The 20,433-nt window shown below is 64.2% G+C and carries 17 protein-coding genes; 14 read left to right on the forward strand and 3 right to left on the reverse strand.

Features of this window, described 5'->3' with window-relative positions:
* Window positions 1-66: 66 nt before the first annotated feature.
* The 3 genes from QUV18_RS04605 to QUV18_RS04615 form a co-directional block, all read right to left on the reverse strand.
* Window positions 67-2,574 (reverse strand): Hint domain-containing protein, encoded by a 2,508-nt coding sequence (locus tag QUV18_RS04605; RefSeq protein ID WP_300892258.1) that lies wholly within the window; start codon window positions 2,572-2,574, stop codon window positions 67-69.
* A gap of 117 nt (window positions 2,575-2,691) precedes the next feature.
* Complete coding sequence (locus QUV18_RS04610; RefSeq protein ID WP_300892259.1) at window positions 2,692-3,432, reverse strand: helix-turn-helix domain-containing protein; 741 nt, start codon at window positions 3,430-3,432, stop codon at window positions 2,692-2,694.
* Window positions 3,433-3,535: 103 nt separating this feature from the next.
* On the reverse strand, window positions 3,536-4,540 hold the full coding sequence (locus tag QUV18_RS04615) for a LysR family transcriptional regulator (RefSeq protein ID WP_300892655.1): 1,005 nt from the start codon (window positions 4,538-4,540) through the stop codon (window positions 3,536-3,538).
* A 158-nt stretch (window positions 4,541-4,698) separates the two neighbouring features.
* On the opposite strand from QUV18_RS04615, the gene QUV18_RS04620 reads away from it, so the two are divergent.
* The 14 genes from QUV18_RS04620 to QUV18_RS04685 all read left to right on the forward strand — a co-directional run bounded on the left by QUV18_RS04620 (window position 4,699) and on the right by QUV18_RS04685 (window position 20,394).
* On the forward strand, window positions 4,699-5,934 hold the full coding sequence (locus QUV18_RS04620) for an ABC transporter substrate-binding protein (protein ID WP_300892260.1): 1,236 nt from the start codon (window positions 4,699-4,701) through the stop codon (window positions 5,932-5,934).
* 94 nt (window positions 5,935-6,028) lie between these two features.
* The gene (locus QUV18_RS04625) at window positions 6,029-7,297 is read left to right on the forward strand and encodes a branched-chain amino acid ABC transporter permease (protein WP_300892261.1); all 1,269 of its coding nucleotides are present in this window, start codon (window positions 6,029-6,031) and stop codon (window positions 7,295-7,297) included.
* A gap of 12 nt (window positions 7,298-7,309) precedes the next feature.
* Complete coding sequence (locus QUV18_RS04630; protein ID WP_300892262.1) at window positions 7,310-8,542, forward strand: branched-chain amino acid ABC transporter permease; 1,233 nt, start codon at window positions 7,310-7,312, stop codon at window positions 8,540-8,542.
* Window positions 8,539-9,279, forward strand: coding sequence for an ABC transporter ATP-binding protein (locus tag QUV18_RS04635; protein ID WP_300892263.1), 741 nt, complete (start codon window positions 8,539-8,541; stop codon window positions 9,277-9,279). Before QUV18_RS04630 ends, QUV18_RS04635 begins: the two co-directional genes overlap by 4 nt.
* A complete protein-coding gene (locus tag QUV18_RS04640; RefSeq protein WP_300892264.1) occupies window positions 9,276-9,998 on the forward strand; it encodes an ABC transporter ATP-binding protein in 723 nt (240 codons plus the stop codon). The genes QUV18_RS04635 and QUV18_RS04640 overlap by 4 nt, the downstream gene beginning before the upstream one ends.
* Before the next feature lie 8 nt (window positions 9,999-10,006).
* A complete protein-coding gene (locus QUV18_RS04645) occupies window positions 10,007-11,344 on the forward strand; it encodes an aspartate aminotransferase family protein (RefSeq protein ID WP_300892657.1) in 1,338 nt (445 codons plus the stop codon).
* 163 nt (window positions 11,345-11,507) lie between these two features.
* Window positions 11,508-12,434, forward strand: a complete 927-nt coding sequence (locus QUV18_RS04650; RefSeq protein ID WP_300892265.1) for a 3-keto-5-aminohexanoate cleavage protein — start codon at window positions 11,508-11,510, stop codon at window positions 12,432-12,434.
* On the forward strand, window positions 12,421-12,915 hold the full coding sequence (locus QUV18_RS04655; protein ID WP_300892266.1) for a GNAT family N-acetyltransferase: 495 nt from the start codon (window positions 12,421-12,423) through the stop codon (window positions 12,913-12,915). Before QUV18_RS04650 ends, QUV18_RS04655 begins: the two co-directional genes overlap by 14 nt.
* Window positions 12,912-13,934 carry a histone deacetylase family protein gene (locus tag QUV18_RS04660; RefSeq protein ID WP_300892267.1) on the forward strand — a complete coding sequence of 341 codons (1,023 nt, stop codon included), beginning with the start codon at window positions 12,912-12,914 and terminating at the stop codon, window positions 13,932-13,934. Before QUV18_RS04655 ends, QUV18_RS04660 begins: the two co-directional genes overlap by 4 nt.
* A gap of 1 nt (window position 13,935) precedes the next feature.
* Entirely contained in the window at window positions 13,936-14,976 is a 1,041-nt protein-coding gene (locus QUV18_RS04665; RefSeq protein ID WP_300892268.1) for a dipeptide epimerase, read from the forward strand.
* On the forward strand, window positions 14,969-16,015 hold the full coding sequence (locus QUV18_RS04670) for a DUF1611 domain-containing protein (protein WP_300892269.1): 1,047 nt from the start codon (window positions 14,969-14,971) through the stop codon (window positions 16,013-16,015). Before QUV18_RS04665 ends, QUV18_RS04670 begins: the two co-directional genes overlap by 8 nt.
* Before the next feature lie 60 nt (window positions 16,016-16,075).
* Window positions 16,076-17,821: an ATP-binding protein gene (locus QUV18_RS04675; RefSeq protein ID WP_300892270.1), complete on the forward strand. Its 1,746-nt coding sequence runs from the start codon at window positions 16,076-16,078 to the stop codon at window positions 17,819-17,821.
* Window positions 17,818-19,050, forward strand: coding sequence for a sigma-54 dependent transcriptional regulator (locus QUV18_RS04680; RefSeq protein ID WP_300892271.1), 1,233 nt, complete (start codon window positions 17,818-17,820; stop codon window positions 19,048-19,050). Before QUV18_RS04675 ends, QUV18_RS04680 begins: the two co-directional genes overlap by 4 nt.
* A gap of 342 nt (window positions 19,051-19,392) precedes the next feature.
* Window positions 19,393-20,394, forward strand: a complete 1,002-nt coding sequence (locus tag QUV18_RS04685; RefSeq protein ID WP_300892272.1) for a DctP family TRAP transporter solute-binding subunit — start codon at window positions 19,393-19,395, stop codon at window positions 20,392-20,394.
* The last annotated feature ends 39 nt before the right edge of the window (window positions 20,395-20,433 follow it).

The raw sequence follows: 20,433 nt of genomic DNA on the forward strand, positions 1-20,433 counted from the left end.
GAGCAACAAGAAAGGGGCGCCCCGAAAGGCGCCCCTTCTTTCACTCGAACCATTGCGCTTGCGCGCTTACTCTTTGATCAGTTCGGGGTTCTCCGCCAGCACCCGGGCTTCGCGCACCTTCAGGGTCGGGCGCACCGGCTCGGAATAGGCCGAGACATCCTCGCGCAGTTTCGGGAAGAGCTGCAGGATTTCCTCGCGCGCGTCCTCGGCAAAGGCGCCCATGCCCACGTGGCCGGGGTGGAAGCTTTCCGACGGAATGCCTTCGGCATAGACCAGCTCGTGACGGTCGAACATCATGTGGTAGTAATCCACCGTGCCACCTTCCAGCGGGAAGACCGTCTCGTCGTTGATCAGCGCCTTGGCGGGCACGAGTGCCTCGGGCTTGCCGAACATCAGTTCCACGTGCCAGCCACGCACCAGCATCCGGTGCTGCGGCGAGACGCGCAGGTCGCGTTCGTTGCCCATGGCGCCCCTGCGGATCACCACCGGGGCCAGCTTGCCCTCGGCCGGCACGGTCGTCGAGCCGATCCAGCGGATCTTCTGGAAGCCGTGGTCCATGGTGATCACTTCGTCGCCGGCCTTCAGTTCCTCGATCGGAACCGACCCGCGGCGCGTGGCGATCAGCGTGCCGGAAACGAAGCAGGGGACGTTGGTGTTGTCGTAGGTCAGGCTCGACCCGGTGACCGCACCGCCCGATCCGTCCTGCAGAGCAAGATCGACATCGCCGATCTGGCCGCTGTAGTCGGTACCGCCGATATTGCCGTCGATCCGGCCATCCTCGGCATCGGCCCGCAGCATGTCGATGGCCGAAGTGAAGCTGCCGCCGGCTGCATTGACGTCCGCCAGGGTGGTTGCGTTGTAGAACCCGCTCAGATCGACGAAGTCGTTGTTCGACTGGTCGCCATCGGTGATCGGACCGGAGTCACCCACGCCGAAATCGGTGATGGTGTCGGCACCGTCGCCGCCGTTCTCGACGAAGATGTCGTTGCCATCGCCACCCGACATCTCGTCATCGCCGAGACCGCCGATGAGAGAGTCGTCATCCTGGCCACCAACCAGCGTGTCGTTGCCGTCGCCGCCGTCGATGGTGTCCTCGTCGATGCCGCCGTCGAGGTAGTCGTTGCCGTCCTCGCCGAAGATCTCGTCATCGTCGTCTTCACCATAGACCACGTCGTCGCCCGCGCCGGCATAGATCGTGTCCATGCCGTTGTCGGTCACGAGGTCCGGGCTGGCGCCGCCGGTGTCGTCGTCGGTGATGTTGAGTTGATCCGGGAAGCTCGGGCCGAGACCGCCGTAGATGGTGTCGTTGCCGGCACCGGCTTCGACGAAATCCGAACCTTCGCCCAGGGTGATCAGGTCATCGCCATCGCCCGCGTCGACCACGTCGTCGTCGATGCCCGCGTTGATGGTGTCATTGCCACCGCCAGAAACAATCGTGTCGGCATCGTCGCCCGTGCGGATGTCGTCGTTGCCATCACCCGTGGTAACGGAATCGCGGTCATCGTTCGGGTCGTCGTCGGCCGGGAACAGGCCCGGGTACCCGCGGTCGGGCAGGGCGGCCTGGCCGAGTTCGGAGGAGGTATCGATGGTGTTGTCGCCATCCAGGTCCTCGACCACGTCATTGCCGTCCCCGCCGGTGACCGTGTCGTCCCCTGCGCCGCCGGTCAGCGTGTCGTCGCCGTTGCCGCCAAAGACCGAATCCGAGCCGTCGCCGCCGTCGATGTCATCGTCGCCGTCGCCACCGAAGATCTTGTCGTTGCCCGGCGTGCCGCTGCCCGACACGTTGAAGGCGATATCGGTGATGTTGATGCCGCTGTTGCCTTCCCCGTTCTGGGTGTGAATGACTTCGTAATAGGCCACCGGACCCGGAATGCTGACCTTGAAGGAGTGCTCCGGATCGTTGTCATCGGTGTAATTGCCGTCGTTGCTGTCGGCGAAGTTGTTACCGTCAAGGCCGTTGGTGCTCGACGTGGTGATCCCGGTGCCGGCATCCTCGATGTAAACAGGCACTTCGTTTCCGTCCGCATCGTAGGCGCGCACTTCGACAAGGCCGTCACCGTCAAGGTCGTTCACGCGGAACTCGACGTCCTCGATCGTGCCGTCATTGGACGTCCAGCGATACGTGGTGCTGTTGCCGTTGGCATTCGTCACCGACTCGAAGGAGGCGTCTTCGGCGACTTCGTCGTCGAGGCCCGCGGTCAACTGGTCCTCGGTCTGGTACTGGCTCTGCGTGCCGGCATCCGCGTTTTCGATAGAGAAGGTGATCGAGGCCTCGCCGGTGTCCTGGGTAAAACCGCTGGCATAGGCAAGGTCGCCGAACCCGGGTGCTTCCGACCACTGGAAGATCTCCCGCGCGCCGGCGCCGGAGCCATCGGGCCCGTCACCACGGATGACGTCATTGCCGCCGGCACCGTCGATGGTGTCGTCGCCGCCGTTACCGTAGATGGTGTCGTCGCCATTGGTGATCTGGTCTCCGCCCTGATCGGTCGGAGCGTTGGAGTCATCGTAACCGAGACCCATGTTTTCGCCGGTATCTTCACCGTCGACAATGCCGGGATTATTGGTCGGGGCCATAATCGTGTTCCTCTTTACTGGTTGCCGGAACGTCGGAAAACGCACCGGTACTTGCATCGAGGAAATTGGTAGCCCCGCCGCGCACCAAAGACAAACGGATCATTCCGTATATTGAAATCACTCGCGAATTGTGGAGAGATTTGGAAACATTCCGGGCAGAAGCCGCCCAATTGCCTCCGCAGTTTCGACACAATCGCGCTGCCGGTGGCGCCCCGATCCGCGCGAAATAAGGCGAAGTCCTACTGCCTGGTCCGAATCACCCTGGACCCGAAGACACAGCGCACCGTGCTGTCCGTTCCAGATGAAGCCCTGGTATTGCGCCTGGCGGTACCGATCGAGAAACTCGTGCTCGACGTTCGCGCCGTCTCCCGCGGCGCGCAGGGCGCGGGCGGTCATCCTCGTCACCGCCACGGGATCGAAATGCGAAAGCAGAACCGAGACCAGATCGCTCTCGAAGAAGTCGATCTCGGCCTCCTCGTCCGGAGCGGTGGTTTCGACGACGCGAACTTCGCCGGCCTGGCTCAACACCGCGATTTCACAGTGGATTCGGCGGTGCTTGAGCCCCTCATCCACGGCTTTCGACACCGCGTCGATACCCGGCGGGCTGAAGAACGCGCCCCGGAAACTGTCCCGCAGCTCGGCGGTGACGATCACGTGCATCTTGCCCAGCTGGTAACGCACGAACCCGCGATCTATCAGCGCATGGATGGCCCGATGAACCGCCGTACGGCTGAGCCCGCTGATCGCGGTCAGCCGTTGCGGCGAGACCGGGCCGTGCTCCAGTATCAACCCGAGCACGAGCAGCGCCCGGCCTGCAGAGCCCGTCACCCCGCCATCCGTGTCGGTTTCGCTGCTCATGGCCGTCCCGGTTCTGACAAATTTCCGCCGCAATGATACCGCTTCCGGATCATTTCCAAACCGGAGACAGCCTGCGCCCTCTCCCTGCGGAAACGCCAGGTCCTCATTTCGGCTTTTCCGCCGTCAAGGGCCGGGACGCAAAGCCCGGCGGGCTGACATCGTCATAGGTGCGGTCGGCCAATGTCTTGGCCGCGATCTGCGCCTTGAGCGCGGAAAGGAATGCCGTCTCGGTCCGGCTGAGGCGGCTGGCCGGGTTGGTGACCACGTAGATGTCGACGGCCGGCGGATTGGTATAGGGCGGCAGGCGCCACAAGGTGCCGTTCTCCAGGTCCTGCCGCACGACATGAACGGGCAGGGGGCCGATGCCCAGCCCGCAATAGATAAGCCGCCGCACCTCCTCGAGGTGGGTCGAGCGTCCGACGATGTTGTGGTCGAGGTCATTGTCCCGCCGGAAGATGGCCACGGGGCGAAGCGCATCATCCATGCTGTCGGTCTCGAAGGACACCCCGGCACAGCCCCGTAGATCGCTGATGTCGAGGTCCCGCCGTCCGTAAAGCGGGTGGGGCGGGCCGCAGAAGAACCCGAAATGCTCACGGTAGATGCGCTCGTAGTCCAGTTTCTCCAGACGCCTGTTCAAAAGGCAGATCCCGAAGGGTGCCGTTTTTTCGAGCACCCCGCGCAGGACGTTGCGGCTGGTCTCGACGCGAACCTCGAAGCTGACAGCCGGGTGGACGCGGTGGAACTCGATCAGCGTCTGGTCGAGGATCGGGGTGACCACGTGGCTCGCCAGCAGGATATCGACATGCCCAGTCAGATCCTTCGAGGCGGATTGAGTGAGGTCGGCCAGTCGTGAGACCGACCCGTATATCTCGGTGCATTCGCGATACAGCTCGCGCCCGGCCGCCGTCAGCCGGAACGCCCCGCCACCCCGTTCTATAAGGCGGCTGCCGATCTGCGCCTCGAGCCGACCGAGCGCCACGCTGACCGTCGGCTGCCGTCGCAACAGGCGCGTGGCAGCCGCCGTGATCCCGCCTTCCTCGACGATCACCACGAAGGTGCGCAGCAGGTTCCAGTCGAGGTTGGTTACGAACTTGTCGGCGTGGTTCAGCGCCTCGTCCTTTCACTTTCGGGGCCAGATCCGCGGCCCCATAAATCTCGTCTATGCTCTGAATAGGTATTATCAATTTGAGGCATTTTGGCGGTGCCTGCAATAGTTTGGCCTACGAGGCTCTGGAAAAAGAGCCGGGAACCAACGGGAGACATTCAATGACGACTTTCAGATTGCTGACCGCCACCGCGGTCGGCGCCCTTGTGACGGCCGGCGCCGCCATGGCCGCCGATTGCCCCATAAAGATCGGCGGAATTGCCCCGCTTTCGGCCCCCGGGACCGTGGTCGGCGGTGAGGCGATGCGCGAGGCGATGCTGATCGCCGAGGAAGACATCAACGCGGCCGGCGGCGTGCTGGGCTGCGATATCGAGGTGGTGATCGGCGATTCCGAGGGCCTGCCCGAGAAGGGCGCCGCGCTGATGGAGAAATTCATTTCGCAGGATGGCGTTGTCGCCGTGGGTGGCGGCTATCACAGCTCGGTCGGCGTGGCGTCGAAGGACGTGGCGCAACGCCTTGGCGTGCCGACGGTCTTCGCCGAGACGTGGAATGACACCATCACCGGCGACAAGCAGAAATACATCTTCCGCATCGCGCCGCTCAGCTCGTGGGCCTCGGCAACCATCTGGCAATTTGCGCTGACCGTGCCGGGCGTCGAAAAGGTGGCGATCCTGACCGAGAACACCGATTACGGTATTCCCGCCTCGCAGGAAACCGCGAAGGGCCTGGAAAGCGGCGGCGTCGAAAGCACGACCTTCTCGGTCGATATCGGCACGCAGGACTATGCCGGCATCGTGCAGCGGATCAAGGCCGAGAACCCGGACATGATCATCACCCTGGTGACGGGCGAGGCCGCCTACAACTTCACCCAGCAGGCCGCGGACGCGGGCATCGGGCCGCTCGATCTTCCTTTCGTGACCGGGCAGGACGCGCTGGAATCGGGCGCCTACTGGCAGAACGTGCCGGACGGGCAGAACGCCTTCGTGCAACGGATCGGCGTGCCCGAGACCCAGTTCACCGAAAAGGGCAAGGCCTTCGCCGCCACCTACAAGGAGCGGATGGGCAAGTCTGATGTCGAGAGCTACGCGATGGAGGCCTACGATTCGATCGCCATCATTGCCCAGGCGATCGAAGAGGCCGGTTCGACTGACGCCGACGCGATCGTCACGGCACTGGAAGGGATCGAGCATGACGGCACGCTCGGCAAGATCTACTTCCCCTATGGCACCCAGAAAGACCCTTCGGAAGACGACAAGGGCGACGAGTGGTGGCACCAGTGGCCCGACCCGGCCCTGACCATGATCCAGTACCAGGAGGAGGGCCAGGACTCGACCAGCGCGGCGATCGTCTATCCTGACGCTTACAAGACGGCCGAGCCGGTCTTCGTGAACGAATGATCTTCTGATCCGCCCGGGCGCCCCCTTTCAGGCGCCCGGGCACACCAACATCCGAAAACAGCCGGGGCAAACCCGGCGTGACACGGGGGACATCGTGGAATTTCCGTTGCTGTTCTGGGGCGTGCTGGCCTGGATGATCTTCTGGGGTGTGGCTGGAAGTATCCTCATCAAGCGCCGCTATCTCGCCCGCGATCTCGACACGTCCAACGCGGCTTTCATAGGCACGATGGCCGGCGCCTCGCTTGGCCCCGTGGGGCTGGCGGCGGTCTGGGCGGCGACCCCCCGCACCTCCGTCTACCTGACCACGTCGCTCGCGCTCTTGACGGTCCTGATCATCGCGGTGACGTTCAGCTTCGCCGACCCCGACAACATCTGCGTCGTCTCTGGCGGGTTCGTCGCCAGCCAGTTCGTCAACGGCCTGATCATCGGCATCATCTACGGCTTCATGGCGCTGGGCCTGTCGCTGATCTTCTCGATCCTCGGCGTCGTCAGCTTCGCCCATGGCGAATTCTACATGATCGGCGGGATGCTGGTCTATTTCATCACCGAGGTCTGGCTGCCCGGGATCAACCCGCTGATGGGGGTGCTGGGCGCCTGCCTCGTGGCTTTCCTTCTCGGCGCGGCGTTCGAACGGCTGATGCTGACGCCGATGTATCATGGCAAGATCGACCGGCCGATCGAATACGGTATCCTAGTGACATTCGGCCTGGCCTTCACGCTGCAGTATTTCGTGCAGGCGCTGGCCGGCGCGAACCCGGTCAAGGCGCAACGTTTCCTGGAATTCCCGCGCTGGCGCTTCCCGGCCGAGGCTGACCCGATCTGGATCAAGACCAGCCGGGGCAGCATGACGCTGTTCGAGCAGGTCACGATCTCTAGCCCGCGCTTCACGGCGGCCATCACCTGTATCCTCGTGCTGCTGGCGCTGCTGTTCCTGATGCACCGCACATGGACGGGCAAGGCCCTGCGCGCGGTCAGCCAGGACCGCGAAGCCGCGGCCATCACCGGCATCAACCCCAACACGATGAACATGCTGGCCTTCGCCCTCGGGGGCATGATCGCGGCACTGGCGGGTGCGCTCCTGGTGCAGGCGTTCTCGTGGCTGCCTCAAGTCGGCGCCATCCCGGCGATGCGCTCCTTCGTGATCGTGGTACTGGGGGGCCTCGGCTCTCTGCCCGGCGCCTTCATCGGCGGCATCATGGTCGGCCTTGTCGAGGCGGCGGGGACCGGATGCGTGCCGGACGCCCAGAAGGCGGCCAGCTATATCCCGGCCTACGGCATGATCGTATTGACGCTGACGCTGCTGCTGCGGCCCACGGGCATGTTCGGCCGCCGCTTTGCCAGCGGCATGCACGGACAGGGCTAGGGGGTAGAGGCCATGAGAAAGCAGATACCCAACCTGGCCGGCGGCATCTTCCTGATCCTGCTGCTGATCTTCCCGCTGACCTACGGGGCGGCGGATTACGACTACATCATGCATATCCTGATCACCGGCTTCTTCTACGCGATCCTCGCGGCAAGCTGGTCGATGCTGTCGGGCTATGCGGGGCAGTTCTCGTTCGGGCACATGGGGTTCATGGCGATCGGGGCCTACACGACGGGCCTCTTCTGTCACTACATCTACCTCTCTCCTGAACCGACGGAACTTTGCGCGGAAACGCGGTTCTTCGGGCAATGGCTGGTGGTGGTGAACCCGATCGGGGTGACCTCGACGACGCTCACGCAGGACTGCTTGCGACAGGCGCTCGACGCGTGGGGCGGAACTGTCGATGTTCGGCCCATGCCCGTGCTCCTAGGCATTGTTCTGGGCACGCTGATGGGGGCCCTGGCGGGCTTTCTCGTCGGCATGCTGGTGCTGCGCCTGCGCGCGGCCTATCTCGCGCTCTTCACCCTGGGCTTCTCGGAAATCCTAAAGGCGACCATCTCGGCCGAGATCGACATCACGCGGGGGCAGGCGGGGCTGGAATTGCCGCCGCTCTATCCCAACGGCGTCAACCTTTTCGGCACCTATTTCGAGCCAACCGACAAACTGCCGCCCTATTATACCATGCTGGCGCTCTTGCTGGCCTGCCTCGCCATTCTCGGATGGCTCGCCCGGTCCAAGTTCGGCCTCTTCGTTCGCGCCCTGCGCGAGGATCAGGATGCGGCGGCGGCGCTCGGTGTGAATACAACCCGCTACAAGGTTTTGGTCTTCACCATCACCTGCGCCATGGCCGCCGCGGCCGGCGCGGTGCAGGGGCATTACGTGCAGATCATCACGCCCAACATGCTGTTCCTGCTGCAAATGAGCCTTGTCGTCGCCATGGCGGTCATCGGCGGCATCGAGAACTTCGTCGCCGCCGCCATCGGCGCGATCATCCTTCAGGTGGTGCTCGAACTCCTGCGCAACAGCTTCGTCATCGGCGGGGTCGAGGTCGACATGACGATCTGGCGGCTGGTCTTCTTCGGCATCCTGCTGATGATCACGCTGCGGTTCTTCCGCAACGGCCTGATCGCCCCCATCATCGCCTATTTCCGTCGCGAGGGCGTGGCAGAGGAAACCGTTGCCAAACGCGCCTCGACCGTCACCGGCCCGGGCGGCGGACCGCACAGAACGGAGGCACCGGAGTGATACATCTCAAGGTCACCAATCTGCAGAAGCGCTTTGGCGGCAACCATGTTCTGAAAGGCGTGAATTTCGAAATCAACGGTCCCGAGCTGATCGGCCTGATCGGCCCCAACGGGGCGGGCAAGACAACGATGACCAACATCCTCGACGGGGCGATCAAACCCACGAGCGGCACGGTCTATCTCGGGGAGAAACGCATCGACCAGTTGCAGCCGTTCGAGGTGGCACGCGCCGGACTGGGGCGTACTTTCCAGGTGACGCGCTCTTTCCGGCGGATGACGGTGTTGGAAAACCTCTACGTACCGGCGCTCGCCATGGGCAACACGCATGGGCAGGCAGAGCTTCGCGACAAGGCGATGGGGGTGCTCGAATTCCTTACCATCGACCACCTGCGCAACGAATACGCGCAGGCGCTGTCGGGCGGTCAGCAGAAGCTGCTGGAACTGGGCCGGCTGCTGATGCTCAACCCCGATGTCATCATTCTCGACGAACCCTTCGCCGGCGTGCACCCGCGCCTGATGGAGGTGATCTACGCCTACATCCAGCGCGTGAACGACGAGGGCAAGGCGATCATCATCATCAGCCACCAGATGGATTCGATCTTCTCGCTCTCGCAGCGGCTCCTGGTCCTGAACTTCGGCGATCTCATCGCCGACGGCCCGCCGCAGGAGGTCAAGAACGACCCGGCGGTGATCGAAGCCTATCTCGGCGCCGAGGAAGGCGAGGAGGCCCCGGCATGACCGAACCGGCAACCGTTCTCGAAATGAAGAACCTCTCGGTGGGCTACTACCGCGATCTCAACATTCTCTCCGACCTCGATATCAAGGCACGGCAGGGCCAGATCACCACGATCCTCGGCGCCAACGGGGTGGGCAAATCGACCGCGCTCAAGGCGGCGTTCGGTTTCCTCGACCCCAACCAGGGCGATATCCTTCTTGACGGAGAGTCGATCCTCGGCATCCCGCCGTATCAAAAGATCCTGAAGGGGCTGGCCTACATTCCGCAGCAACCCGGCGTCTTCAAGGACATGACAGTCGAAGAAAACCTCGAACTTGGCGGCTGGACCTTCCGGCGCGACCGCAAGCAGGTGCGCCAGAAGGTCGAGGCCAATTACGAACGCTTCCCGGCGCTGCGCGACAAGCGCAAGCAGGTCACGGGCGAGTTGTCGGGCGGTCAGCAGCGCATGGTCGAGATCGGACGCACACTGATGTCGGAACCGAAGATGCTGCTGGTCGACGAGCCCACGGCGGGCCTGTCCAAGATGCTGGCAGAGGAGGTCTACGAGATGCTCACCGACCTCGCGAAGGTCGACAAGCTGACCATCCTTCTGGTCGACCAGGAAATCCGTCACGCCCTCAAGATCGCCGACTATGTCTACGTGCTCGAGCTGGGCCGGAACAAGTTCGAAGGTCCGGCCAGCGAATTTGACGATCTCGAAAAGGCGTTCTGGATAGCGTGAGAGACGACATGGACGGGCAGGGCAAAAGCCACCTTTTCTATCAGACCCGACAGCGGCGGCCACGGCTCAGGCAGGCCGAGGGCGTGTATATCTGGGACGTGGACGGCAAACGTTACCTCGATGGCTCGTCCGGCGCGATGGTTTGCAATATCGGCCACTCGAACCCCAATGTGCTCGACGCCATGCGCAGGCAGATGGAGATTGCCACCTTCGGCTATCGCCTGCATTTCGAAACCGAGCCGGGCGAGGCCCTGGCGGCCAAGGTCGCCGGCATGGCCCCCGAGGGGATGGAGCGCGTGTTCTTCGTTTCCGGCGGGTCGGAGGCGGTGGAAAGCGCCATCAAGCTCGCCCGGCAGTACAAGCTGGCCGTGGGCGAGCCGCAGCGCTGGAAAGTCATCTCGCGCTACCCGGCATATCACGGCTGCACGCTCGGCGCGCTGGCACTGACCGGCTACGCGCCGATGACGGCACCTTTCGACCCGATGATGCGCCAGATGCCGAAGATACCCGCGCCGCGCGCTTATCTCGACGGTCTCGACCCGGCCGACGCGGAAACCGGTCGCCACTACGCCGACATGCTGGAGGAGCGCATCCTGCAGGAAGGGCCGGAAACCGTGCTGGCCTTTATCGTCGAGCCCATCGGTGGCGCCTCCACCGGCTGCCTGATGCCACCGGAAGGTTACATGAAACGCATTCGCGAGATTTGTGACCGCTACGACGTGTTGCTGATCCATGACGAGGTGATCTCGGGCGGCGGCCGCACCGGCACCTTTTTCGCCGCCGACAACTGGGACACCGTGCCGGATATCGCGGCGCTCTCGAAAGGGTTCGGCGCGGGTTACATGCCGCTCGGCGCGGTGATCGCACAGGAGGAGATCGTCGAGGCGGTGCTGGGCCATGGCGGCTTCATCCACGGCTTCACCTATGCCGGCAACCCGCTCGCCTGCGCGGCCGGCCTTGCCGTGATCGAGGAGATCGAACGGCAGGACATGATGGCGAATGCGCTGGACGTGGGCACGCAACTGGGCCACCGCCTGCACGCTTTGATGAACCGGTACCCGATCATCGGCGACGTGCGCGGCATGGGGATGCTGCAGGCGTTCGAACTGGTCGCCGACCGGGCCACCATGGCGCCTTTGCCGAAGGAGATGAACGCCTATGACCGGCTGGTCGAGGCGGCCTATGACGAAGGGCTCATCATCTATTCCCGCCGCACCCACGGGGGCTATTCCGGCGATCACTTCATCGTCGCGCCGCCGATGATCAGCACCATGGAGCATGTTGACGAAATCATCGAGAAGCTCACCCGCGCGCTCGACCGGTTCTGTGAAGAGGCAGGGCTTTGACCATGCGCTTTACACGAAACGAATGCGTTTCGCGGCGCCGTCGGATGCCTCCGGCGGGGATATTTCGGACCAGAAGAAGCATGAAACACGCGCGCTTGTTTCTTCTGGCTGAAAATATCCCGGGGGCTTGGGGGCTGGCCCCCAATCTGGCCGGTTAATTCCCATGTCGAAGATCATCATCACCTGCGCCGTCACCGGCTCGATCCACACGCCCAGCCTGTCTCCGCATCTGCCTTTCACAGCGAAGGAGATCGAGGATCAGGCTGTTGACGCCGCCGCGGCCGGCGCGGCAATCCTGCACCTGCACGCCCGTGATCCGGACGACGGCCGGCCATCCTCGAAGGCCGCGCATTTCATGGAGTTCCTGCCAAGCATCCGCGAGCGCTGCGATGCCGTGGTCAACATCACAACCGGTGGCAGCGCGGTCATGACGCTCGAGGAGAGGCTCGAAGGCGCGATGGCGGCAGAGCCGGAGATGTGCTCGCTCAACATGGGCTCGATGAACTTCGCGCTTTATCCCATGGCCAGGAAAGAACGTGACTGGCGCTTCGACTGGGAAAAGCCGTTTCTCGAAGCCACCGATGACCTGATCTTCAAGAACACGCCTCGCGACATTGCCCATGTACTGAACGAGATGGGCAAGAAGCGCGGGGCGCGGTTCGAGTTCGAATGCTACGACATGGGCCACCTCGTGATGCTGCGCCATTTCGTCGAGCGCGGCTTGGTGGTGCCGCCGATTTTCATCCAGTTCGTCTTCGGGGTGTTAGGCGGCATGGCCGCTGCACCCGAGACGCTGACGCATATGGTGCGGCTCGCCGACAGCTATTTCGGAGAGGATTACCGCTTCTCAGTTCTGGCCGCGGGTCGGGACCAGATGCCTATGGCGGCGATGGCCGCCGGGATGGGCGGGCATGTGCGCGTGGGGCTGGAGGACAGTCTCTATCTCGAAAAGGGACAGCTGGCAGTGTCCAACGCCGCACAGGTCGAAAAGGCCCGCCGGATCGTTGAAGACCTGGGCCGCGAGGTCGCCACGCCGGACGAGGCGCGGGCAATGCTCGGGCTCAAGGGGGCGGCACATGTCGCTTTCTGAAACCATCGGCATCTCACGGGTGGGCCCGGAGGATATTCTCGATCTCGCAATCGCGCTGGAGGCGCTTTCCTCGGACATGGGCGATACGCATCGCGCGACAGCGGAGGTGTTGACGCGCGCGTGCCTTGGTGACGCCCCGGCCTGTCATGGTCTGCTGGCCCGGGAGGGCGGCGCCGTGCTGGGCGCGGCGCTGGTGTCGCCGGTCTTCTCCACGACCTGCGGCGCGGCAGGCGTCTATGTCTCCGACCTCTGGGTCGCCGATACCGCGCGTGGGACGGGGCTGGGCCGGACCCTCCTGCGCGCCGCGGCGGATTTCGCGGTGCACAGGTGGCAGGCCCGGTTCATGAAACTGATGGTCTATGAAGAGAATACGTCCGCCCGGGCGTTTTACGACCGGCTCGGCTTTGATATGGCGGAGCGTGACCTGACCTGCCTTCTGACGGCAGACGCCTTCGACGACCTGCTGGGAGACCCTCAATGAAAGCCATCCTCGACGACCGCCAGCGCGCGCATGATCCGCAGAACTTCATGGCGAACGGCACGAAAAAGCCCAACCCCGAGGTGCCGAAACGTGTCGATATCCTGAAAGCGGGGGCCGAGGCGGCGGGTTGTATTTTCGAGACGCCGGCCGATGCCGGTCTCGGGCCCATCGCGGCGGTGCACACGGCCGAATACCTGACCTTCCTGCGCAACATTCACACCCGCTGGCAACGGATCGAAGGCGCCTCGGAGGAGGTCATCCCCAACGTCCATCCGATGAACCGCACCGACAGCTATCCGAAATCTGCCGTGGGGCAGGCGGGGTATCACCAGGCCGACACGGCCTGCCCGATTGCGGAGTACACCTGGAAGGCGGCCTATTGGTCGGCCCAGACCGCGGTTGCCGGCGCCGATGCCGTGGCCGACGGAACGCGGGCCATCTATGCGCTCTCCCGTCCGCCGGGGCATCACGCCTTTCCCGACCTTGCCGGCGGGTTCTGCTTCTTCAACAATTCGGGCATTGCGGCACAGCGGCTTCTTTCAAAGGGCCTGCGCCCGGCCATCCTCGATGTCGACGTGCATCATGGCAACGGAACGCAGGGCATGTTCTACGCCCGCGGCGACGTGCTGACCGTTTCGATCCATGCAGATCCGGCGCGTTTCTACCCGTTCTTCTGGGGCCACGCCCATGAACGCGGCGAGGGGGCGGGGCTGGGGGCCAATCTCAACCTGCCGCTGCCGCGCGGCACGGATGACGAGACCTATCTGGAAACACTTGACCGGGCGCTCGAACGGATCACCGATTTCGGTGCCGACGTGATCGTGGTGGCCCTGGGGCTCGACGCGCATGTCGACGACCCGTTCCAGGGCTTTGCCGTCACGACCGGAGGCTTCACCCGCATCGCCGCCGCCATCGCCAACACCGGCCTGCCGCTGGTCATCGTGCAGGAGGGAGGGTACGTCTCCGACGCTTTGGGCAGCAACCTGACTGCCTTCCTCAATGGTATCGAAGGGCACTGACATGGCCGAGATCTCGTTCCGCAAGGTCTATCTCAAGAAGCGCTTCCCGCTGGCCATCAGCCGGGGCGTGATCGAAGGGGCCGAGAACCTGTTCCTCTCGATCACCGAGAACGGGCAGACCGGCTGGGGCGAGGTTGCCCCAGGCATCACCGAGGGCGCCGAGACAACGGACGAAGCCGAAGCCATGCTGCGCGGCGTGCTGGATCGCGGTTTCGATGCGCAGGCCATTCACGACACGTGGGACAGGGCCCACGAAGAGGGCGTCGCCCCCTGTGCCCTGGCCGGTCTCGACATGGCGCTGTGGGATCTCAAGGCGAAACAGGCGGGCATGCCGTTGTACCGCCTTCTCGGGCTGGCGCGTCGGGGTGTGCCGACCTCGCTGACCGTGGGGATCAACCCGCCGGAGGTGGTGCGCGAACGGGTGCCGCTCCTGCTGGAAAAAGGCGCGAAGGCCCTCAAGATAAAGCTCGGCTCCCCCGAGGGGATCGAGGCCGACAAGGCGATGTATGCGGCCGTGATCGAGAGCGTCGGCGATGCCGATGTGGTCTTGCGCGTCGATGCCAACGGCGGCTGGTCGCTCGAAGATGCGCGCCACATGATGGGCTGGCTGGCCGAGCGGCGGGCGGAGTATATCGAACAGCCGCTGGTGCGCGGCGCCGAGGATCAGCTCTCCGACCTTTTCAAGGACCGCCCCCTTCCCATCTTCGTCGATGAAAGCTGCCGGATGTCGGGCGATATCCCCGGCTTTGCCGATCGGGTCGACGGGGTGAACCTGAAGCTGATGAAATGCGGCGGTATTACCGAGGCGTTGCGCATCGTCGCCACGGCTCGCGCCTTCGGCCTGAAAACGATGATCGGCTGCATGGGCGAAAGCGCGGTGTCGATCGCGGCGGGCGCCTCGATCGGGGCGCTGTTCGACTATATCGACCTCGACAGCCACCTCAACCTCGACCCCGACCCGGCCGATGGCGCCCCGCTGGTCGAGGGCGTGACCCTTCCCGCCGACCGGCCCGGTCACGGAGGAGACCTGCCCGATGCTTGAGCCGACCCAGAAGATCGCCATCTATGCCGAGGCCAACATGGGCCTGATCAACGCCAAGATGGCCGAGGGGATCATCCGCTACGGCCGCAATCCGGTCGCCTGTGTGATCGACAGCCAGGCGGTGGGTAAGAGCCTGAAAGAGCTATGTAAGATTGATCGCGACATCCCAATCGTCGCCACGCTGGACGATGCGATCGGGCTGGGTGCCGAGGTTCTGGTACTTGGCACCACGCCCTCGGGCGGGCGGGTGCCGCCCGAGTGGATGGCGATGCTGGAACAAGCCATCGGCGCCGGGCTGTCGGTGGTCAACGGGCTGCATGACCGGCTGAACGACGCGCTGGGCGACCGCTTGAAGCCCGGCCAGTGGATCTGGGACATCCGCACGCCCACCGACGCCATGCCGCCCATCGCCATGGCCCGCGCGGCGAAGCTGCCCAACATCCGCGCGCTGATGGTTGGCACCGACATGGCCGTGGGCAAAAAGACCTCCGGGCTCGAGATCTGGTCGTCGCTTTGCGATGCGGGGCACGACGCGGCCTTTCTCGCCACAGGCCAAAGCGGTGTCGCGATCACCGGCAAGGGCATTCCGCTCGACGCCTTCCGGGTGGATCATGCGGCGGGCGCCGTCGAACGCATGGTGCTGGAGAATGCCGACCACGACATTCTGATCATCGAGGGGCAGGGCTCGCTTCTGCATCCCGGCAGCACGGCGACCCTGCCGCTGATGCGCGGAAGTTGCGCCAATGCGCTGATCCTCTGCCACCGGGCAGGGATGGATGCGCTCGACACCGCGGGGGACGCGGTGCCGGTGCCACCCTTGAGAAATGTCATTGCGCTCAACGAGATGGTGGCGCGCGCGGGCGGTGCACTGACCCCGGCGAAGGTTGTCGGCATCGCGCTTAATACCCGCGACCTTGATGAAGCCGCGGCGCGGGAGGCGATCGAGACGACGGCCCGGGAAACGGGCCTTCCCGTGGCTGATCCGGTGCGTTTTGAAGCGGCAGAGCTCGCGGAGGCCGTGCTCGCCGCCAAGGGTTGAAACAGGGCCGCCCAACCGGGTGTCTGGTCAAGCCCGTGGAACCCTTGCTAGAACATCTCAATGACGAAGATGCTGCGCACCAGATTGCTCGTGGTCGCCCTGTTCCTTGGCGCGGTTGCCGCCATTGGGGCGGGCATCTGGCACTATGCGCACATCCAGGCACTGGCGCAGCTCGAAAAGCAGGGGCGTGCCGACCTTGCCCTGGCCTCTGACCGGTTCACCGGGGAATTGCGCCGTTTCCGCGAACTGGCGGTTCTAATGACCGAGCACCCGGTCTTCGAAGATCTCACCGCCGAAGACGGGGTCGCCCGGGCCGACCGGGTCCTGCAGGACGCGGCGGACAAGAGCGGGGCGCTGGCGCTCTTCTACACGGACACGGCCGGTACGGTTCTGGCGCGGGCAGGCGATGTCATCCTTCGCCCCGCCGGCAGCCGCTATTTCCGGCGCGCCATGCGCGGCGCGCTCGGCACCTTCTACGGGCGGCTCGGGCCGGACGGTCGCCGGGTCTACGCTTTCGCCGCCCCCGCTTTCGGCGCGAACGGGGTCAAGGGCAGCGTCATTGCCCTCGTCGACATGATGGAAGTCGAGTGGGACTGGATCGGCGGCCAGCCCCCGGTCTTCTTCACCGACCCGGAGGGGCGTATCTTCCTGTCGAACCGTTCGGAAATCCTCGGCTGGCAACCGCGCGAGGATGGCGCGGCGCCGGCCCCGCCGATCGACCCTGCGCCGGAGTTCAGCGCCGTCCAAACCGGCACCTACGAGATCTGGCGCATGGACTGGGGCGAATACCTGCCACGCGCCGCGCTGCACCTGTCCCGGGACGAGCCCGTGATCGGCATGACAGGGCACGCGCTGGTCGACACCTCTCCCGCCCGCCGCATCGCGTGGCTCCAGACCTCCGTTTTCACCGTGATCTGCCTCGCCTTCGGGATGGTACTGCTGCTTCTCGGCGAACGCCGCCGCACGCTGGCCCGCGCCAATGCACAGCTTGAAACCCGCGTGGCCGAACGCACCGCCGAGCTTTCCGACGCTAACATCGCGCTGCGCCGCGAAGTGCGGGAACGGGAAGAGGCCGAAGCCGCGCTCAAGCGCGCCCAGGACGAACTGGTGCAGGCGGGCAAGCTTTCGGCGCTGGGGCAGATGAGCGCCGGGATCAGTCACGAATTGAACCAGCCGCTCATGGCGATCCAGCAATTCGCGGATAACGGCGGCTCGTTCCTTGCCAAGGGCCGGACGGACGCGGCCGGCGAGAACCTCAATCGAATTTCGCAGCTTGCGGCGCGCGCCGCCCGCATCATCAAGAACCTGCGCGCCTTTGCCCGGAACGAGAGCGAACCCATGGGCAAGGTCGACCTCGTCCAGGTCATCGACACGGCGACAGAGCTGACCGAAGCCCGCCTCCGAAAGGAGGGGGTGACGCTTGACTGGCAGCCACCCTCGCATCCTGTCCATGCACTGGGGGGCGAAGTGCGGCTGGTGCAAGTCTTCGTAAATCTCATCAACAATGCCGCCGATGCCATGTCGGCCCAGGCCGACAAGCACGTAAGCATCGGTATCCAGGCCGGTCCGCCGCTGAGCGTGACCGTACGGGACATCGGCCCGGGCATCAGCGATCCGGCCAAGATGTTCGAACCCTTCTACACGACCAAGGCGGTGGGCACCGATGACGGTATGGGGCTCGGTCTCTCGATCTCATACGGTCTTGTGCAGAGTTTCGGTGGCAACATCCGCGGAACGAATGCGTCGGGCGGTGGGGCAATCATGACCGTCGAACTCGAACCCTGGCGTCAAGAGGTGGCGGCATGAGCATTGACGTCCTCGTGGTGGATGACGACGCCGCGGTGCGCGAGGCGTTGGTTCAGTCGCTGGAACTGGCCGAGCTGTCCGCAAGACCGGCCGGCTCTTTCATCGAGGCAAAGGACCATATCGCAGAAAATTTCCCGGGCGTGATCCTGTCCGATATCCGGATGCCGGGCCGTGACGGCTTCCACCTGTTGAAATACGCGATTGGCATCGACCCGGAACTTCCCGTGATCCTTCTCACCGGCGAGGGCGATATTCCCATGGCCGTCGAAGCCATGGGGCAGGGGGCGTTCGACTTCCTTGAAAAGCCATGTTCGCCGGATGACCTGATCCCGGTGCTCGAAAGGGCGCTTTCCACCCGGCGGCTGGTGCTGGAAAATCGCCGTCTCAAGGCACAGCTTCAAACCGGCGACCCCGCCGCGCGCATGCTTTTCGGTACGTCTGCCTTGGCGGATGACCTGCGTGCACGGGTGCGAGCGGTGGCGCCAATGGGTGTCGAGGTGCTGGTGACCGGCCCGCCGGGCGCGGGCGTCTCGAAGGTCGCCGAGGTCATCCACCTCCTGTCGCCCGTCGCGCGCGGCCCGTTCGTCAAGCGATCGTCTTCGGGAATGGACGGGTCATCTCTCGACCAGGCGTTCAGCGCGGCATCGGGAGGGACGCTGTTCCTCGACGATGTTTCAACCCTTCCGGCAGCGACCCAGTATGCGTTGGCCGAAAAACTTGAAGGTGCCGAAGATGTGCGCCTGATCGCCGGGACCACGGCCGACCTTGCCACCGAGGTCGAAGAGGGGCGGATGAACGCCGAACTTTACTACCGGCTCGACGTCACCCCGGTACGTATCCCTTCGCTGGCCGAACGCCCCGAGGATATTCCCGTTCTCTTCTCGCATTACGTCGCCCAGGCGGCAGAACAGGCGGGCATCCCGGTGCCCGAGATCACCACCGATCACATGGCCCGCCTGATGGCACAGGACTGGCCCGGCAATGCGCGCTCGCTGATGTCGGCGGCGATGCGTTTCGTGCTGGGAATGCCCGAGGAAGCCGCGGCGGCTGCCGAACTAGGGCTCGCCGAACAGATGGCGCGTGTCGAACGCTCGCTCCTGATCGCCGCGCTGGGGCGGCAGAACGGCCGTGCCTCGGAGGCCGCAAAGGCCCTCAAACTGCCGCGCAAGACATTCTACGACAAGCTGGCCCGCTACGGCATCAGGCCCGAGGATTACCGCCGCGACTGACCGCCCGGGCGGTTCGCCGGCACAGGCCCATTCGCTGGCCCGAACGGCCAGTCGGCGCCTGTGTCGGGGGCAAGGGAATCCCTTTTGCCAGATTGCCCATTCTGTGCGGATTTCCGCACAACATGGCGGCGACCATGTGCGAATTTCCGCACAATGGTAAGGCAGTTGTTCACGGGCTAGGTGTAGAATGTTCCATAAACAACTGATATTGTTGCACTTAATTCATCTATTTATTGGGCTCAAACTAACCCTTGAGCGCGCTTCACCTCGCAACGAACACTTGGGTACCGCCCCGCACAAGGGGCAGTCTTGCAATGTCTCATATTGGGAGGAGACCAGATCATGAAGTTCCTGACCGCTGCCGCATCCGCGCTGGCGCTGTCCGCTGCGGCTACCGCCGTAAGCGCCGCCTGCGACGATGGCGAGATCGTCGTCAAGTTCAGCCACGTCACCAACACCGACAAGCACCCCAAGGGGATCGCCGCGTCGCTGCTCGAACAGCGCGTCAACGAAGAGATGGACGGCACCATGTGCATGGAGGTCTTCCCGAACTCCACGCTCTACGACGACAACAAGGTGCTCGAGGCCATGCTTCAGGGCGACGTGCAGCTTGCTGCGCCCTCGCTTTCGAAATTCGAGAAATTTACCAAGCAATTCCGCATCTTCGACCTGCCGTTCATGTTCAAGGACATCAACGCCGTCGAGCAATTCCAGGCCTCCGACGCCGGTCAGGACCTGCTCGACAGCATGCAGCGCCGCGGGCTGCAGGGCCTGGCCTACTGGCATAACGGCATGAAGCAGATGTCGGCCAACGTGCCGCTCATCGAGCCGTCGGATGCCGAGGGCCTGAAGTTCCGCGTGCAATCCTCCGACGTGCTGGTGGCACAGATGGAAGCGCTTGGTGCCAGCCCGCAGAAGATGGCGTTCTCCGAGGTCTACGGCGCGCTGCAACAGGGCGTGGTCGACGGGCAGGAAAACACCTGGTCGAACATCTACGGCAAGAAATTCTTCGAGGTGCAGGATGGCGTGACCAACACCGATCACGGCATCATCGACTATCTCGTCGTGACCAGCGTGGATTGGCTCGACAGCCTCGAGCCCGAAGTGCGCGACCAGTTCCTGACCATCGTGTCCGAAGTGACCGAGACCCGGAACAAGGAATCCACCAAGGTGAACGCGGAAGCCAAGCAGGCGGTCATCGATGCCGGCGGCACCGTTCGTGAGCTCGACGCCGACCAGCGGGCCAAGTGGGTCGAAACCATGAAGCCGGTCTGGGACCAGTTCACCGACGACGTGGGCCAGGAAAACATCGACGCTGCGCAGGAAATCAACGCCAGCATGTAAGCCTGAAGGGTGCGTGACACGACGCATCTCATGGGGCGG

Origin of the sequence: Roseovarius sp., from assembly GCF_030373445.1 — a bacterium.
GTDB lineage: Bacteria > Pseudomonadota > Alphaproteobacteria > Rhodobacterales > Rhodobacteraceae > Roseovarius.

Excerpts from the sequence above, each read along its gene's own strand:
- QUV18_RS04605 (WP_300892258.1), bottom strand. The coding sequence starts at position 2,574 with ATGGCCCCGACCAATAATCCCGGCATTGTCGACGGTGAAGATACCGGC.
- QUV18_RS04610 (WP_300892259.1), bottom strand. The coding sequence starts at position 3,432 with ATGAGCAGCGAAACCGACACGGATGGCGGGGTGACGGGCTCTGCAGGC.
- QUV18_RS04620 (WP_300892260.1), top strand. The coding sequence starts at position 4,699 with ATGACGACTTTCAGATTGCTGACCGCCACCGCGGTCGGCGCCCTTGTG.
- QUV18_RS04630 (WP_300892262.1), top strand. The coding sequence starts at position 7,310 with ATGAGAAAGCAGATACCCAACCTGGCCGGCGGCATCTTCCTGATCCTG.
- QUV18_RS04640 (WP_300892264.1), top strand. The coding sequence starts at position 9,276 with ATGACCGAACCGGCAACCGTTCTCGAAATGAAGAACCTCTCGGTGGGC.
- QUV18_RS04645 (WP_300892657.1), top strand. The coding sequence starts at position 10,007 with ATGGACGGGCAGGGCAAAAGCCACCTTTTCTATCAGACCCGACAGCGG.
- QUV18_RS04650 (WP_300892265.1), top strand. The coding sequence starts at position 11,508 with ATGTCGAAGATCATCATCACCTGCGCCGTCACCGGCTCGATCCACACG.
- QUV18_RS04655 (WP_300892266.1), top strand. The coding sequence starts at position 12,421 with ATGTCGCTTTCTGAAACCATCGGCATCTCACGGGTGGGCCCGGAGGAT.
- QUV18_RS04660 (WP_300892267.1), top strand. The coding sequence starts at position 12,912 with ATGAAAGCCATCCTCGACGACCGCCAGCGCGCGCATGATCCGCAGAAC.
- QUV18_RS04665 (WP_300892268.1), top strand. The coding sequence starts at position 13,936 with ATGGCCGAGATCTCGTTCCGCAAGGTCTATCTCAAGAAGCGCTTCCCG.
- QUV18_RS04670 (WP_300892269.1), top strand. The coding sequence starts at position 14,969 with ATGCTTGAGCCGACCCAGAAGATCGCCATCTATGCCGAGGCCAACATG.
- QUV18_RS04675 (WP_300892270.1), top strand. The coding sequence starts at position 16,076 with ATGACGAAGATGCTGCGCACCAGATTGCTCGTGGTCGCCCTGTTCCTT.
- QUV18_RS04680 (WP_300892271.1), top strand. The coding sequence starts at position 17,818 with ATGAGCATTGACGTCCTCGTGGTGGATGACGACGCCGCGGTGCGCGAG.
- QUV18_RS04685 (WP_300892272.1), top strand. The coding sequence starts at position 19,393 with ATGAAGTTCCTGACCGCTGCCGCATCCGCGCTGGCGCTGTCCGCTGCG.